The organism is Pseudomonas sp. TH31 (assembly GCF_016650815.1).
In the GTDB taxonomy this organism is placed as follows: Bacteria; Pseudomonadota; Gammaproteobacteria; order Pseudomonadales; family Pseudomonadaceae; genus Aquipseudomonas.
The window spans coordinates 672,362-688,552 of sequence record NZ_JAEKEZ010000029.1 but is presented as its reverse complement, the minus strand read 5'-3'; the positions used below and the strand labels follow the sequence as shown (position 1 = coordinate 688,552).

13 protein-coding genes are annotated in these 16,191 nt (G+C 60.5%); 4 read left to right on the top strand and 9 right to left on the bottom strand.

Going from position 1 to position 16,191, the window contains the following annotated elements:
- Nucleotides 1–3: 3 nt before the first annotated feature.
- Nucleotides 4–624, bottom strand: coding sequence for an energy transducer TonB (locus JFV26_RS22655; protein WP_201195540.1), 621 nt, complete (start codon nucleotides 622–624; stop codon nucleotides 4–6).
- A 93-nt stretch (nucleotides 625–717) separates the two neighbouring features.
- Here JFV26_RS22655 and JFV26_RS22650 point away from each other — a divergent pair, with 93 nt between their 5' ends.
- On the top strand, nucleotides 718–1,500 hold the full coding sequence (locus JFV26_RS22650; protein ID WP_207204002.1) for a class I SAM-dependent methyltransferase: 783 nt from the start codon (nucleotides 718–720) through the stop codon (nucleotides 1,498–1,500).
- Nucleotides 1,501–1,615: 115 nt separating this feature from the next.
- On the opposite strand, the gene JFV26_RS22645 is transcribed toward JFV26_RS22650, so the two are convergent.
- Entirely contained in the window at nucleotides 1,616–2,260 is a 645-nt protein-coding gene (locus JFV26_RS22645; protein WP_201195538.1) for a TetR/AcrR family transcriptional regulator, read from the bottom strand.
- A gap of 94 nt (nucleotides 2,261–2,354) precedes the next feature.
- Between JFV26_RS22645 and JFV26_RS22640 the strand changes: the two genes are divergently transcribed.
- Complete coding sequence (locus tag JFV26_RS22640; protein ID WP_201195537.1) at nucleotides 2,355–3,455, top strand: efflux RND transporter periplasmic adaptor subunit; 1,101 nt, start codon at nucleotides 2,355–2,357, stop codon at nucleotides 3,453–3,455.
- A gap of 6 nt (nucleotides 3,456–3,461) precedes the next feature.
- The gene (locus JFV26_RS22635; protein WP_201195535.1) at nucleotides 3,462–6,533 is read left to right on the top strand and encodes an efflux RND transporter permease subunit; all 3,072 of its coding nucleotides are present in this window, start codon (nucleotides 3,462–3,464) and stop codon (nucleotides 6,531–6,533) included.
- Nucleotides 6,534–6,677: 144 nt separating this feature from the next.
- Here JFV26_RS22635 and JFV26_RS22630 read toward each other — a convergent pair whose 3' ends face one another.
- The 3 genes from JFV26_RS22630 to plsB form a co-directional block, all read right to left on the bottom strand.
- Nucleotides 6,678–7,367, bottom strand: a complete 690-nt coding sequence (locus JFV26_RS22630) for a DUF4197 domain-containing protein (RefSeq protein WP_201195533.1) — start codon at nucleotides 7,365–7,367, stop codon at nucleotides 6,678–6,680.
- 27 nt (nucleotides 7,368–7,394) lie between these two features.
- Entirely contained in the window at nucleotides 7,395–7,793 is a 399-nt protein-coding gene (locus JFV26_RS22625) for a YbaY family lipoprotein (RefSeq protein ID WP_201195531.1), read from the bottom strand.
- Nucleotides 7,794–7,909: 116 nt separating this feature from the next.
- A complete protein-coding gene (gene plsB, locus JFV26_RS22620; protein WP_201195529.1) occupies nucleotides 7,910–10,411 on the bottom strand; it encodes a glycerol-3-phosphate 1-O-acyltransferase PlsB in 2,502 nt (833 codons plus the stop codon).
- Between the two features lie 165 nt (nucleotides 10,412–10,576).
- On the opposite strand from plsB, the gene JFV26_RS22615 reads away from it, so the two are divergent.
- Nucleotides 10,577–10,786 (top strand): cold-shock protein, encoded by a 210-nt coding sequence (locus JFV26_RS22615; RefSeq protein WP_010462862.1) that lies wholly within the window; start codon nucleotides 10,577–10,579, stop codon nucleotides 10,784–10,786.
- Nucleotides 10,787–10,916: 130 nt separating this feature from the next.
- On the opposite strand, the gene JFV26_RS22610 is transcribed toward JFV26_RS22615, so the two are convergent.
- The 4 genes from JFV26_RS22610 to JFV26_RS22595 all read right to left on the bottom strand — a co-directional run bounded on the left by JFV26_RS22610 (nucleotide 10,917) and on the right by JFV26_RS22595 (nucleotide 16,114).
- On the bottom strand, nucleotides 10,917–11,294 hold the full coding sequence (locus tag JFV26_RS22610) for a hypothetical protein (protein WP_201195528.1): 378 nt from the start codon (nucleotides 11,292–11,294) through the stop codon (nucleotides 10,917–10,919).
- 83 nt (nucleotides 11,295–11,377) lie between these two features.
- Nucleotides 11,378–12,187, bottom strand: coding sequence for a putative RNA methyltransferase (locus JFV26_RS22605; protein ID WP_201195526.1), 810 nt, complete (start codon nucleotides 12,185–12,187; stop codon nucleotides 11,378–11,380).
- Nucleotides 12,187–13,338, bottom strand: coding sequence for a succinyl-diaminopimelate desuccinylase (dapE, locus tag JFV26_RS22600; RefSeq protein ID WP_201195524.1), 1,152 nt, complete (start codon nucleotides 13,336–13,338; stop codon nucleotides 12,187–12,189). Before dapE ends, JFV26_RS22605 begins: the two co-directional genes overlap by 1 nt.
- Before the next feature lie 187 nt (nucleotides 13,339–13,525).
- Nucleotides 13,526–16,114, bottom strand: a complete 2,589-nt coding sequence (locus JFV26_RS22595; protein ID WP_201195523.1) for a glycosyltransferase — start codon at nucleotides 16,112–16,114, stop codon at nucleotides 13,526–13,528.
- Nucleotides 16,115–16,191 lie beyond the last annotated feature (77 nt).

The following is a 16,191-nucleotide window of genomic DNA, read 5'->3' as shown; positions in this document are numbered from 1 at the left end:
GGTTTAAGCGGCGATGCGCAGGTTCTGCAGAACGATCGGGCGAGCCCAGCCGTTATCGAAATCGAGTTGTTTCTGTTGCTCCACCAGTTCTGCGGGCGAGAACGGCGGGAACGGTTTGTCCAGCAAATGCAGTTCGAACTCGGCGATTGGCAGGTGCAGCGGACGCGGCTGCGGTGCCGGGCCGGCTTCGGGTACAGGCTGGCCGGCGGTGAGCACGATCGGGCGAACCCAGCCGCTTTCGAAGTTCTGCTGTTGCTGTTGCGCGACGATCTCGTCCGGCGCAAATGGCGGGAAAGGTTTGTCGGCCAGGTCCATTTCGAACTCGGCAATCGGCAGGAACAGCGGCTCTGGTGGTTTGACTTCGGTTTCTTTCACATCGCACTCACGCTGGGAAACGATGTGCGCCAGCAACTCGCTACCGACGGTTGGCTCGACCGGGCTTTCCAGATCAACCGGTGGAAAGGTACCGCACGCAGGCACAACATCACTCGACTGCTCGGCCAGGGCCTGGGCAAAAAAATCTTGCCACAGGTGACTGACGCCGCTCAGTGCCTGGGAGTTTCGCAGGCCATAATCGCCATGACGCGATAGGTAGCCTATGGATGTGCGTTGAATGTCTGACATTTCTCTCGGTCGACGCTCAGGTCTGGCAAAATGCTCGTTAGTTTTGTTATCGGCCGTTTTTGCCGATCATTAATTTTTTGAGCATTTTTTCCCATGATTGAGCAACCTGCGGCCTGCCGCATCCATGTCGAGGCTTCGGCCCCGGCGTTTCAGCCACAGGCCGAGCAATGGGCCGAGCGCCTGGGCTTGCCGATGCACGTGGATGACGGCGAGTTTGCCTTGCAGGTCGGCGAACAGGGCTTGCAACTGCAACAGCTGGGGCCTGATGCACCGGGGCCGGTGCGGGTGGACTTCGTCGAGGGCGGCGCGGCGCATCGTCGGTTGTTCGGTGGCGGTACCGGGCAGATGATCGCCAAAGCGGTCGGCATCGCCCAAGGCGTGCGGCCACGGGTGCTGGATGCCACTGCGGGGCTCGGCAAGGATGCGTTTGTGCTGGCGAGCCTGGGTTGCGAAATGAGCCTGATCGAGCGCCAGCCGCTGATCGGCGCGCTGCTGGAGGATGGCCTGGCCCGTGGCGCGGAAGATTTCGACGTGGCGCCAATCGTCGCGCGGATGCGTTTGCTCAAGGGCAATTCGATTGAAGTGATGCGCAACTGGGAAGGTGAGCCGCCGCAGGTGATCTACCTCGATCCGATGTTCCCGCACCGTGAGAAAACCGCGCTGGTGAAGAAGGAAATGCGCCTGTTCCGCCCGCTGGTGGGGGATGACCCGGATGCGCCGGCATTGCTCGAAGCGGCATTGGCACTGGCCAGCCACCGGGTGGTGGTCAAGCGCCCGCGCAAGGCGCCGTGCATTGCGGGGCCCAAGCCGAGTCATGCGCTGGACGGGAAATCCAGCCGGTATGACATTTATCCGAAGAAGGCGCTCAAACCTTAAGACCGCGTTGTCCCCATCGCGAGCAGCTCGCCCCACATTGGATTCGTAGCGTTCACAAATCCCCTGTGGGAGCGAGCCTGCTCGCGATGGCGTCCTACAAAACACTACAAAATAATCAGGCTGTCTCAGGCCGATAAGCCCGCATAAACAACCCCACCACCTCCCGCACATGGCTCTCGGCCGCGTCCCCGGTCAGTGGTTCGCCGCAGCCATACAGCAAGCGAAAATTCCCCGCGCCCTTGAGCAGGCAAAAGAAATGCTCGGCCGCGTTGCGCGGTTTATCGATGCTCAGTGCCCCGCTCTGATCAACTTTGCTCAGCAACCGCTCCATGCCGCTCAACATGCGCTCTGGCCCGGCTTCGAAGAAGATCAGCGAAAGCTTCGGGTCCTGGCTGCCCAGCGTCATCATCAAGCGGTGCAGGTTCACCGATTCATCACTGTTGATCAATTGATGAAAGCCGCGGGCGATGTTCAGCAGCACCGTTTCCACCGCGATGCCGTCAGGCAATTCGAAAAACAGCGGTGGCAGTTGCTCTTCGCACTTGGCCACCACGGCGGCGGAGAACAGCGTCTCCTTGTCGTTGAAGTGGCTGTAGACCGTCAGCTTCGACACCCCGGCCTCGGCCGCCACGGCATCCATGCTGGTGCTCGCGTAACCCTTGCTCAGAAACAGAATTTTCGCCGCATCGAGGATTGCCTGGCGCTTGGCCAGATCCTTGGGACGGCCCGGACCGTTAGGTGCTGAAAGAGTGTTCGACATTATTCGCTTTTAATACTGGACTGGTGAGTTTGCTATTAATAACATACCGACCAGTATAATTATTCCAAGCACCATTAGCGAAAGGTCCTTCACCATGCTCCGCTATGCCTTGCCCCTCGCATTGCCAGTCAGCCTGGCTTTTTTATTGTCGGCGTGCGGTCACGACGAGGCGCCGCAAGTCAGCGTGCGCCCGGCCATGGTGGTTCAGCCAGAGCCTTCGGCCCAGGCGATGGAAAGCTATCCCGGTGAAGTTCGCGCCCGTTACGAGCCGGATCTGGCGTTCCGCATTGGCGGCAAAGTCAGCCGACGACTGGTCGAGGAAGGCCAGCGGGTCAAGGCCGATCAGCCCTTGGCCGAGCTCGATCCCCAGGACGTACGCTTGCAACTGGAAGCCACTCGCGCCCAGGTGACCGCCGCCGAGGCCAACCTGAGCCTGGTCCGCGCCGAACGGGATCGCTATAAGACCTTGATGGACCGTCAGATGGTTAGCAAGTCTGCGTACGACAATTCCGAAAACCTCTACCGATCCGGTGAAGCACGCCTCAAGCAGATCAAGGCCGAGTTCAACGTCTCGACCAATCAGGCCAGCTACGCCGTGCTGCGTGCGCCTCAGGACGGTGTGGTCGCCAAGCGCGAGGTCGAAGTCGGCCAAGTGGTGGCCGCCGGGCAAACCGTGTTCGCCCTCGCCACCGATGGCGAGCGTGAAGTGTTGATCAGCCTGCCGGAGCAAAGCTTCGGACGCTTCAAGGTCGATCAACCGGTGACGGTGGAGCTCTGGACCCAACCCGATCAGCGTTTTACCGGGCGTATTCGCGAACTGTCGCCGGCGGCCGATCCCAAGTCACGGACCTTCGCCGCGCGTATTTCCTTCACCTCCGGCAAAGTCCCGGCCGAACTCGGCCAGAGCGCCCAGGTGTTTATCCAGACCGCCGCCGTGGTGTCGCTGTCAGTACCGCTGTCGGCGGTCACCGCAGAAAACGGCGCCACCTACGTATGGATCGTTGGCGCCAACAACACCTTGAAAAAAGCCCCGGTGCTGATCGGTGCCTTCGGTGAGAAAACCGTGCCGGTACTCGAAGGCCTGAACGCCAATGACTGGGTGGTGGCCGCCGGCGTTCATGTGCTGCATGACGGGCAGCAAGTGCGCCCGGTGGATCGCTCCAATCGCGTGGTCAGTCTGGCGGCCAAGGAGTAATCCCCGATGGGTTTCAATCTTTCCGAATGGGCGCTGCGTAATCGCCAGATCGTACTGTTCCTGATGCTCTTGCTGGCGATTGTCGGCGCTCTTTCCTACACCAAACTGGGGCAAAGCGAAGACCCGCCGTTCACCTTCAAGGCGATGGTGATTCGCACCAACTGGCCGGGGGCCACGGCCCAGGAAGTGTCGCGCCAGGTGACCGAGCGCATTGAAAAGAAGCTGATGGAAACCGGCGAGTACGAGCGCATCGTCTCGTTCTCACGTCCGGGTGAATCCCAGGTGACGTTCATTGCTCGGGATTCGATGCACTCGGCGCAGATCCCGGACCTCTGGTATCAGGTTCGCAAGAAAATCAGCGACATCCGCCAGACTCTGCCTCCGGGCATTCAAGGCCCGTTTTTCAACGATGAATTCGGCACCACCTTCGGCAATATCTACGCCCTGACCGGCGACGGGTTTGACTATGCGGTGCTCAAGGATTACGCCGACCGTGTGCAGATCCAGCTGCAACGGGTCAAGGATGTGGGCAAGGTCGATCTGCTTGGCTTGCAGGACGAGAAGATCTGGATCGAACTGTCCAACGTCAAGCTCGCGACCCTCGGCTTGCCACTGGCGGCAGTGCAGCAGGCACTTGAAGAGCAGAACGCTGTGTCGACTGCCGGGTTCTTTGAAACCAGTAGCGAGCGTTTACAGCTACGGGTCACCGGGAATTTTCAAACGGTCGACCAGATCAGGAGCTTCCCGATCCGGGTCGGTGATCGTACGTTCCGCATCGCCGATGTCGCCGATGTCCGTCGCGGTTTCAACGATCCACCGGCGCCACGGATGCGCTTCATGGGCGAAGACGCCATCGGTCTGGCTGTGGCCATGAAGGACGGTGGCGACATTCTGGTGCTCGGCAAGGCTCTGGAAGGCGAGTTCGACCGCATCCAGAAAAACCTCCCTGCCGGTATGCAACTGCGCAAGGTTTCGGACCAGCCGGCCGCGGTGAAAACCAGTGTCGGCGAGTTCGTCCAGGTGCTGGTCGAAGCGCTGACGATTGTGTTGCTGGTGAGCTTTTTCTCCCTCGGCGTGCGCACCGGGATGGTGGTGGCATTGACCATCCCACTGGTGCTGGCGATGACCTTCGCCTGCATGTATTACCTCGGCATCGGCCTGCACAAGATTTCCCTTGGCGCACTGGTGCTGGCCTTGGGTTTGCTGGTGGACGACGCGATCATCGCCGTGGAAATGATGGCGATCAAAATGGAGCAGGGCTTCGACCGGATCAAGGCCGCCAGCTATGCCTGGACCAGCACCGCATTCCCAATGCTCACCGGCACGTTGATCACCGCCGCCGGGTTCCTGCCGATTGCCACTGCGCAATCGGGCACAGGCGAATACACCCGCTCGATCTTCCAGGTGGTGACCATCGCGCTGCTGGCGTCGTGGGTGGCCGCCGTGGTCTTCGTGCCGTACCTGGGGGAAAAACTCCTGCCGGACCTGGCGAAAATCCACGCCGCCAAACACGGCACCGGCGACGGTCAGCCCGACCCCTATGGCACGCCGTTCTATCAGCGTGTTCGGCGCTTGGTCGAGTGGTGTGTGCGCTGGCGCAAAACCGTGATCCTGCTGACCGTGGTGTTGTTCATCGGCTCCATCGTGCTGTTCCGCTTCGTGCCGCAGCAGTTCTTCCCGGCCTCGAGTCGCCTGGAGCTGATGGTCGATCTGAAACTGGCTGAAGGCGCTTCCCTGAGCAACACCACCGAGGAGGTTAAACGCCTTGAAGGCCTGCTGAAGGAACACGCCGGGATCGACAATTATGTGGCTTACGTCGGCACCGGTTCACCGCGCTTTTACCTGCCACTGGATCAGCAACTGCCAGCGGCGAGCTTCGCCCAGTTTGTCGTCCTGGCGAAAACCATCGAGGAGCGTGAAAGCCTGCGCACCTGGCTGATCGAAACCCTCGACGAACAATTTCCGGAGCTGCGTTCGCGGGTAACGCGTCTGGAAAACGGCCCACCAGTGGGTTATCCGGTGCAGTTCCGGATAACCGGCGAGCACATCGAAGAAGTTCGTGCGCTGGCGCGCAAAGTCGCGGCCAAGGTTCGGGAGAACCCGCATGTGGTCAACGTCCATCTGGACTGGGAAGAGCCGAGCAAAGTGGTGTACCTGAACGTCGATCAGGACCGCGCCCGGGCACTCGGCGTGAGCACCGCCAATCTGTCGAAGTTTTTGCAAAGCTCGCTGACCGGTTCCAGCGTCAGCCAGTACCGCGAAGACAATGAGTTGATCGAAATCCTGCTGCGCGGCACCGTGCGTGAGCGTACCGAATTGTCGTTGCTGCCGAGCCTGGCGGTGCCGACGGACAACGGCAAGAGCATCGCGCTGTCGCAGATCGCAACCCTGGAATACGGCTTCGAAGAAGGCATCATCTGGCACCGCAATCGCTTGCCCAACGTGACGATTCGCGCCGACATCTACGGCAAGGAACAACCGGCGACCCTGGTTCAGCAGATCATGCCGACCCTCGACCCGATACGCGCCGAACTGCCCGACGGCTACTTGCTGGATGTCGGCGGGACGGTGGAAGACTCGGCGCGCGGGCAGAACTCGGTGAAGGCCGGTGTGCCGCTGTTTATCGTGGTGGTGCTGACCTTGCTGATGTTGCAGTTGCGCAGCTTCTCACGCACCGCGATGGTGTTTCTGACCGCGCCATTGGGGTTGATTGGCGTGACGTTGTTCCTGTTGGTGTTCCGTCAGCCGTTCGGTTTCGTCGCCATGCTCGGGACGATCGCGTTGTCCGGGATGATCATGCGCAACTCGGTGATCCTGGTGGATCAGATCGAGCAGGACATCACCGCAGGGCTCAAGCCTTGGCAAGCGATTATCGAAGCCACGGTGCGCCGGTTCCGGCCGATTGTGCTGACCGCACTCGCCGCGGTGCTGGCGATGATCCCGTTGTCACGCAGCGTGTTCTTCGGGCCGATGGCGGTGGCGATCATGGGAGGGTTGATTGTGGCGACGGCGTTGACGCTGTTGTTCCTGCCGGCGCTGTATGCAGCGTGGTTCAGGATCAAGAAAGACCCTGCGTGAACCGGGCGGCCTTCGGGCCGCCCAGTCTTTTCGGGTGTACATGCCCAGTAGGAGCTGCCGAAGGCTGCGATCTTTTGATCTTAAGTCCAGATCAAAATCAAAGATCGCAGCCTTCGGCAGCTCCTACAGGGGATGGTTCGAAGCTTACAGTGTGCCGAACACTTTTTTGGCGAGGCTGGTCGCCGCAGCCGCCGGGTTCTGGCGAATGGTTTCTTCCTGTTTACCAATCATCTCGAACAAGCCATTCAGCGCCTGCTCGGTCACGTAGTTTTCGATATTGGCATTCTTCGCATCCAGCACACCCAGGGTCGCTGCCTGACCGGCGAACGCGTTGTACTGCTTGGCCAAACCGACCTGGTCGGTGGCTTGTTTAACGATCGGCAAGAACTTGATGCGGATCTGCTCGCGGCTGGATTTGTCCAGGTACTGGGTGGCCGAATCCTTGCCACCACTGAGAATGCCCTTGGCATCGGCCACGCTCATCTTTTTCACCGCATCCACCAGGATCGGCTGGGCCTGCGTCACGGCGCTTTCAGCCGCTTTGTTCATGCTGGTTTCCAGTTGGTCGGCCTGGTCGCCCATCCCGAACTGCTTCATTTTTTTCGCGACTTTGCCCAGTTTGCCCGGCAGTTCGATTTTCACGTCCGGGTTGTTGCTGAAGCCGCCTGGGGCACCCAGTTGCTTGACCGCAATTTGCGCGCCTTGGGTCAGGGCGTCCTTGAGGCCGCCAGTGGCATCGTTTTGCGACAGGTCACTGAGAGACAGCGCCAAGGCACTGGCGGAAATCATCAAGCCTGCACACAGGCCGGCGAAGCGAAGGGTAGGGCGGAACATGGCAGCTTCCTTGATCCAGAGTGGAATTTAACGAACGGCGTCGACGCGGATTTTCAGCGGTTGCGGATCGTTGCCGTCAAGTTGCACGGCGTGGTTTTCGGTGGTGACGAACATCAGTTCGCCGTTGACTTCGATCCGCGCACTGACCGAGTAGCGATGGCCAGGTTTGACTTGCGCCGGATCGTAGCTCAGATGAAACGGCAGCGGCACCTGGCCTTTGACCGGGACTTTGTGTTCATCAAGGATCACGGCGGGGGCGTCGGCCAGGGAAACGTCCTGCAGGCTGACGCTCAACGTGGCGCTTGGCGGCAGGGCGATGCGTTGCAGGTAGAACACTTCGCCATCGAGGCTGGTTTTAGCGGCGGGGTGTATGGATTGGCAGGCGCCCAGCAACGCGGTCATGGCCAATAGAGAGCGTTTTTTCATCGGGCATCTCCAATTAATGTGGGAGCGAGCCTGCTCGCGATAGCGGTTTGACATTCAACATCTCTGTTGTCTGGCACGCCGCCTTCGCGAGCAGGCTCGCTCCCACAGGGATTTCATCAAGTCTCGGGCTGTGTGGCGATCTGATCCGCCGCATCTTCACTGCGATGCAACGCCACCTGACGGATCGACAAACGTATTTCCGCCGGCAATACCCGTTTGGCCGCGCCTTCGGCCAGTTCGCCAAGCAATGGGTGATAGCTCAGCTTGCCGGCTTCGTCGCGACGCAGCACGTCGAGGTCGAGCATGGTCTGGATGAAGTGGCGGAACAGGCTCTTGTCGAAGAATTCCGGGGCGTTCAGGCCATGGAGGATCGACAGGCGCTGGGCCATGACCGTACACAGGTCTTCCAGCTCTTCGGCGCTGAGGCTGTTCTGGCCGCTGTTGAGCAACAGGGAAACGGTCATGTAGAAGCGCTGCAGGGTCTGGGCGATGCTTTTCGATAGCAAGGTCAGCAGTACGAAATGCCGCGAACTTGGCGCCGGGCGCAGGTAGACGTTGTTCTCGAAACGCAGCAGGCCTTGTTCGACGAACGCTTCCAGCCATTGATCGACCACTGCGTCCAGTTCATCCATGGGCCAGCGAATGAACAGTTCCGATTGCAGGTACGGATACAACGCGCGGGTGTAGCGCAGGATCTGTTCGCGGCTCATGCGCGACGCACTCTGGAAGAAACTCGCCAACAGTGCCGGCAAGGCGAAGATGTGCAGCACGTTGTTGCGGTAGTAGGTCATCAGGACCGCGTTCTGCTCGTCCAGATACAGAATCTTGCCCAAGGCATCGCTCTGTTCGGAGAGCAGGTCCATGTCCTTCACATGCTCGATCAGCGCCCGACCATCGCCTTCCGGCAACGTGGTGTGCGGGGAGTACGGGACCTTGCGTAACAGCGCCAGGTACAGATCAAGCACCCGCGCCATGGCACGATCATCCAGGGCCAAACGGCTGGTGGAAAGTAATGCCAGTGCTACCAGGTTCACCGGGTTGATCGCCGCCGCTTCGTTCAGATGCTGGGCGACTTTCTCGCCGAGGCGGTTGGTGGTTTCGTTGAGCCAGGCCGGTTTGAACTGCGGGCCAAGCTCTTGGGAGCGCCAGTCGGGTTGTTCGCTGTCGAGGAACTCCGCCAGTTTGATCGGTTCGCCGAAGTTCACCGCCACTTGGCCGAAGCGCTGCTTGAGTGCGCCGATGACTTTGAAGATGTCGAAGATCGATTCTTTCTTCTTGGTCGCGCCACGCAGTTCGCCGAGGTAGGTCCGGCCTTCCAGTACACGCTCGTAACCGATGTACACCGGGATGAACACGATCGGCATCCGCGACGAACGCAGGAAGCTGCGCAGGGTGATCGCCAGCATTCCGGTTTTCGGTTGCAGCATGCGCCCGGTGCGCGAACGGCCGCCCTCGACGAAGTACTCGACCGGGAAGCCTTTGGTGAACAGGGTGTGCAGGTATTCGTTGAACACCGAGGTGTAGAGCGGGTTGCCCTTGAACGTGCGGCGCATGAAGAACGCACCGCCACGGCGTAGCAGGCTGCCGATCACCGGCATGTTCAGGTTGATCCCGGCGGCAACGTGCGGCGGGGTCAGGCCGTTACGGAACAGCAGATACGAGAGCAGCAGGTAGTCGATGTGGCTGCGGTGGCAGGGCACATAGATCACTTCGTGACCCTGGGCGACTTTCTGCACGCCTTCGATGTGGTTGACCTTCACCCCGTCGTAAATCTTGTTCCAGAACCAGCTCAGTACCACTTCCAGAAAACGGATCGCGGTGTAGGTGTAGTCCGAGGCGATCTCGTTGCCGTAGCGCAGGGCCTGGGCCTTGGCTTTCTCCGGGGAGATGTTTTCGCGCTCGGCTTCATCGAGGATCGCTTGTTTGACCAAGGGCTGATTGAGCAAGCCTTTGACCAGATTGCGACGGTGGGAAATGTCCGGACCGATCACAGCGGCTTTCAGGTTGCGGAAGTGCACCCGCAGGATCCGCTGGGCCATGCGCACGGTGCGCTCGTGGCCCTTGTTGTGCTCGATCAGTTCGCGCAGATGAATCGGCGCCGAGAACTGCACGCGGGTCTTGCGCCCCAGCACGATGATGCTGAGCAAGCGGCGCAGACGCCCGGTGACCGCCCAACTGTCGGCGAACAACAGCTTCCACGGGCTGGATTCGCTGTCCGGTGACTGGCCCCAGAACACGCTGACGGGGATGACCTGCGCATCTTCGGCGGCGTTCTGGCTCAAGGCGCTGACCAGGCGGCTCAGGGTTGGCGGCGCGCCGCGTTTGTCCTGGCGGCCGAGCCAGTCGGGCTCCGGCGTCAGGTAAAAGAACGCGGCGGGCTCCAGCAGATTACCCACCGACACCGGCAGCACCGGGCGCGGCAGGCCGGCCTTGGTGCACTCGGTGTCGACCACAGCGAGGTCGGTCAGCGAAGGGTTTTGCAGGACGTAGAACACCGGACGACTGCGGTCGAGGTTGAGGGTAAGGGACGACTGGTTGATCGTCTCCGAGCGAACCCAGAGGTACAACAGTCGGCGCAGGGCGCCAAACACAAGACGGCGGAACGGGGAGCGGGTCATACGGCTTCTGCATGAGTGAATAAAACCGAGCAATTGCTCGGGGGCTGACAGTGTGCCGGATTCATCGAAAATCGGCAAAAAAGCGCCTAAGTAAACTTGAGTTGAGAGTTTTGGCGGCTGTCATATACTCGACCGCTCAAAATAAAAAGAAGGGGGTAACGAGACATGGCTACGCGCGAAACCGGGAATGTGAAGTGGTTCAACGACGCCAAGGGCTACGGCTTTATTCAACGCGAGGACGGGGTGGACGTGTTCGTGCACTACCGCGCGATCCGCGGCGAAGGCCACCGTTCGCTGGCTGAAGGTCAGCAGGTTGAGTATGCGGTGGTGACGGGTGAGAAGGGTTTGCAGGCTGAGGATGTGGTGGGGCTGTAAGCTTTAAGAGCAAAAGATCGTCCGAACGCGGCCCGAGCCTTCGGCAGCTCCTACGGGTGTACACATGACTCTGTAGGAGCTGCCGAAGGCTCGGGCCGCGCTCGGACGATCTTTTTGGTTTTACACGGTTTTACACGGTTTTCCAGGTGATCTCTTCTTCACCGTCAACGCTGATACGCATCCAGCGATCGGCCGTTTCTTCACCTTCTTCCTCGACCCAGCTTCCAGGCGCGCAACGCACTTCGACGTTCAGCGCGGCAAAGGCTGCGCGGGCGCAGGCGATGTCGTCTTCCCATGGGGTCTGATCGCTGTCCAGGAACAGGCTGTTCCATTTGCCGACGGCTTTTGGCAGCCAGGTCACTGGCACATTGCCGGCCTTGCACTTGTAGGTCTGGCCTTTCTGGACCCAATCAGTGCACGGGCCCAGTGCGACGCCCAGCCAGGCAGCGACGGCTTTGTAGTCGACGTCGGCGTCTTTCAGGTAAATCTCGATATCGGGTTGGCGCATGGATGTCCTCACTGCGGTCTTGAAAAATCCATTCGCGGATTTAGCCGGCCTCAAGCGATTGCTCAAGGCCAAAAAATGATGGGTTACTGAAGAATAAAGTAATCGTAGCGCATCGAAACCGTGACTTCGAACGGCTCGACCTGTTCGATCACGGCCGCCCGGCGTTCAGCGCTGGCGCGCCAGCCGTGAGGCGTCATGGCCAACAGGTTGGCGCGGTCCTGGCCACTTTCCAGCGTCAGTTTGAATTCCAGGGTTTCACTGTGCGCCAACGCCATGCCTTCCGGCACCAGGGCCAGGTGCTTGTCGTCGGTGTATTCACGGACTTCGTCGTACAGGCTTTCGCGCAGTTCCATCAGGTGGCCGCTGGTCGGACCGACCTTCATCAAGCCGCCGCCGGGGCTGAGCAAGCGTTTGGCTTCTTCCCAGTCCAGCGGGCTGAAGACGCTGGCCAGAAACTGGCAACTGCCGGACGCCAACGGCACCCGCGCCATGCTGGCGATCAACCAGGTCAGTTGCGGGTTGCGTTTGCAGGCACGTTTGACCGCTTCCCGGGAGATGTCCAGCGCGTAGCCGTCGGCATTCGGTAAGGCATCAGCGATTTGCGCGGTGTAGTAACCCTCGCCACAACCGATGTCCAGCCAGCGCTGTGGCGAATACTGCGCCGCCAATTCCGCCAGGCGCTTGGCCACCGGCGCGTAATGGCCGGCGTTCAAGAAGTCGCGTCGGGCCTCGACCATCGCCAGGTTATCCCCAGGGTCGCGGCTGTTCTTGTGCTGCACCGGCAACAGGTTCAGGTAACCCTGGCGCGCGCGGTCGAAACGATGCCCGGCGGGGCAGGCCACGCCGTTGTCCACCGCGTTCAGCGGTTCACTGCAGATCGGGCAGGCCAGCATCAGGCGAGCAACTTGATCAGGGTCTGGTAGTAGATTTCGGTCAGCACATCGAGATCGGCGGCCAGCACTCGCTCGTTGACCTGGTGAATCGTCGCGTTGACCGGGCCCAGCTCTACCACTTGGGTGCCCATGGTCGCGATAAAGCGCCCGTCGGAGGTGCCGCCACTGGTGGATGCCTTGGTCTCTCGACCGGTGATGTCCTTGATGCTCGATGCCACCGCATCCAGCAGCGCGCCCGGTTCGGTGAGGAACGGCAGGCCCGACAGCGCCCAATCCACGTGCCAGTCCAGGCCATGCTTGTCGAGGATGTCGGCCACCCGCTTTTGCAGGCCTTCGACGCTGGATTCGGTGGAGAAGCGGAAGTTGAACACTGCCACCAGATCCCCCGGAATCACGTTGGTCGCGCCCGTGCCGGAGTTGACGTTGGAAATCTGGAAACTGGTCGGAGGGAAGAAGTCGTTGCCGTGGTCCCAATGCTCGGCGGCGAGTTCCGCGAGTGCCGGGGCGGCGAGGTGGATCGGGTTCTTTGCCAGGTGCGGATAGGCCACGTGACCCTGAATACCGCGTACGGTCAGCTTGGCGCCGAGGGAGCCGCGACGGCCATTCTTGACCACGTCACCGACCAGGGTGGTGCTCGACGGTTCGCCGACGATGCACCAGTCCAGACGTTCCTTGCGGGCGGCGAGGCGTTCGATCACAGCCTTGGTGCCGTGGTGTGCCGGGCCTTCTTCGTCGCTGGTGATCAGGAAAGCGACCTTGCCCTTGTGATCCGGGTAGTCGCTGACGAAACGCTCGGCCGCCACGGTCATGGAGGCGAGGCTGCCTTTCATGTCTGCCGCGCCACGGCCACAGAGCATGCCGTGTTCGTCGATCAGCGCGTTGAACGGGTCGATCTGCCAGGCGGTTACCGGGCCGGTCGGGACCACGTCGGTGTGACCGGCGAAGCACAGCACCGGACCGTCGTGTTTACCGTGGGTGGCCCAGAAGTTATCCACATCTTCGATGCGCATCGGTTCCAGCTTGAAACCGGCATCGCCCAGGCGCTGCATCATCTGCTTCTGGCAATCGGCGTCGACCGGGGTCACGGACGGACGGCGGATCAGGTCGATGGCGAGTTGGAGGGTCGGCGAAAGGTCGGCGTGGGCCGTCATGTAAAAACTCCGAGGTGCGCACGGTAAACCTGAGGAGCTGCCGAAGGCTGCGATCTTTTGATTTTGCTTTTTGAAAAACCAGATCAAAAGATCGCAGCCTTCGGCAGCTCCTACAGTGGAAAAGGGCGATCATTCTAAAGCAAAACGGCGGCCCGAAGGCCGCCGTTTGACGTTATCCAATAACGGATTACGCCGGCGCCGGCTCAGGCTCGGCGACCGGCTTGGGCAGCGAAGACAGGAACGCCATGATCAGCGCCGCCAGGTACGGCAGCGACTGTACCAGCAACATGATCACCCAGAAGCGCATGTCGTTGCTTGGCAAGCCGTTCACCAGGAAGATCCCCAGCGCCGCGCCCCACAACAGCAGCATGATGAACATCTCTTCGCGAGCTTCCGAAATCGCCACCCAGAAGCCGTGGTTATCGGCGTTTTTCGGCGTTCGGAAGAACGGAATGCTGCTGGTGAAGAAGCCGTACAGCACCGCTTTGGCGATGGTGTGCGACAACGCCAGCCCGGCCAGTGCCGCGCAGAACGCATCCTTCAGGTTGACCCCGACCGCACGACGATAGAGGAAGATGATCTTGCCAACCTTGAACACGAACAACGCCAATGGCGGGATTGCAAAAATCAACAGCGGTGGATCGACCCGTTGCGGCACGATGATCATCGCTGCCGACCACAACAGGGCGCCGACGGTGAAGAAGATGTTCATGCCGTCCGCCACCCACGGCAACCAGCCCGCGAGGAAGTGGTAGCGCTGGCCACGGGTCAGCTCGGTGTCCTTGCCGCGCAGCAAACTGGCGGTGTGACGCTTGATGATCTGAATCGCGCCATAGGCCCAGCGGAAACGCTGTTTCTTGAAGTCGATAAAGGTATCGGGCATCAGGCCTTTGCCGTAGCTGGTGTGGTAATACGCCGCCGACAAGCCTTTTTCGAATACGCGCAGGCCCAACTCGGCGTCTTCACAGATGCACCAGTCAGCCCAGCCGAGCTCCTCGAGCACCGAGCGACGGGTCATGGTCATTGTGCCGTGCTGGATGATCGCGTCACGGTCGTTACGGGTAACCATGCCGATGTGGAAGAAGCCTTTGTATTCCGCATAGCAAAGCTTTTTGAAGGTGCTTTCGTTCTGGTCGCGATAATCCTGTGGCGACTGCACCACGGCGATTTTCGGATCGGCGAAGTGCGGCACCATGTGCTTGAGCCAGTTCGGGTCGACGCAGTAGTCCGAGTCGATCACCGCAATCACTTCGGCATCCTTGGCGGTGTGCGGAATCAGGTAATTGAGCGCGCCACCCTTGAAACCAGCCAACGGGGCTACGTGGAAGAACTTGAAGCGCGGGCCGAGGGTTTCGCAGTAATCGCGCACCGGTTCCCAGACCGCCGGGTCCTTGGTGTTGTTGTCGATGATCAGGACTTCGAAGTCCGGATAGTCGAGGTTGGCCAGGGCGTTGAGGGTCTGTTTGACCATCTCCGGCGGTTCGTTGTAGCACGGTACGTGAATCGAGACTTTCGGTCGGTAGTCTGAATCACCTTCGACCGGCAGGAATTCTCGCCGTCGCTTGTGAGTCCAGACCGCTTCGGCCAGCTCGTGGGCCTCGGTCAGCAGCACGATAAACACCCCGAGCGCACCGAGGGCAAGCAAGAAGCCCACCGTCAGGCTGAACCAGGTGCTGTATTGCTGGCTGTAGTCGTAACCGATCCACACCAGAACCGAACCGCACAGGAACGCGATAAAGGTCAGGAACGTCCGGCCACGTTGACGCAGGGCCGAGCCGTCGATCATCAACAAGGTCAGGGACAGCAAGGCCAGCACCGCTGAGCCGATCGCCAGCACGCGCCATTGCGGGATCGCGACCACCGGGCCTTCGAAGTTGAATTTCTGTTGGCGCGCGGCGTTGAACACACCCCAATACGCGCCCACCGAGCCTTCGTCGCTGGCCTTCCACGGCTGGTCAAATGCTTCGATCACGAAGTAATTGAAGCCCTGGCGGTTCAGCTTGTTGACCAATGTGCGCAGGTAGATCGCCTGATCCGCCGGGCTGGCATCGGTACCGCCACGCATCCGGCCGTTGCTCGGCCAGCCAACCTCCGAGAGCAGCAGCGGTTTTTTCGGGAACATCTTTTTCAGGTCCCGGGCGCGGTCGAGGACGAACTGACCGGCCTTGTCCACCGGGATGAATTCCCAGTAGGGCAGAACGTGCGCGGCGATCAGGTCGACGTGCTTGGCCAGTTCCGGGTGCTCTTCCCAGACGTGCCATTGCTCGGACGTGGTCACCGGTACTTTCACCGCGGCGCGGACGCGATCGAGGATCACGCTCAGGTCCTTGGCGGTGATTTCCTTACGGAAGATCGCCTCGTTACCCACCACCACGCGAACCACACTGCGGGAGGTATTGGCCAGTTCGATGGCGCGCAGGATCTCGCGCTCATTGCGTTCCTGGTCCGGGCTGATCCAGATCCCCAGGGTCACCCGCAGGCCGAACTCTTCCGCCAGTTTGGGGATGTCCTCCAGCGTGCCGTCGACCGAGTAGGTACGGATGTTGTCCGTCAGCTTGCTCATGATCTCCAGGTCGCGACGCATTTCATCGTCGGTCGGGTATTGGTCTTTCTGTGGGTACTGGCCTTGTTGAAACGGCGAGTACGAAAAACCGGAGATCTGTTCGGGCCAGTTGGGGGCGGAGACCGGGCGGTTAATCAGCGCCCAGAAGCCGGTAAACAAGGCGGCGATGGCGAGCACCACGACCAGGTTGAGTCCAAATTTACGCGATGACATAGCTATTTCAGGTTCCAGAGACTTCTGAACGAAGGAACGGTCGGCGGCCGGTTACCAAGGGGCTGGGGCGCGAATCC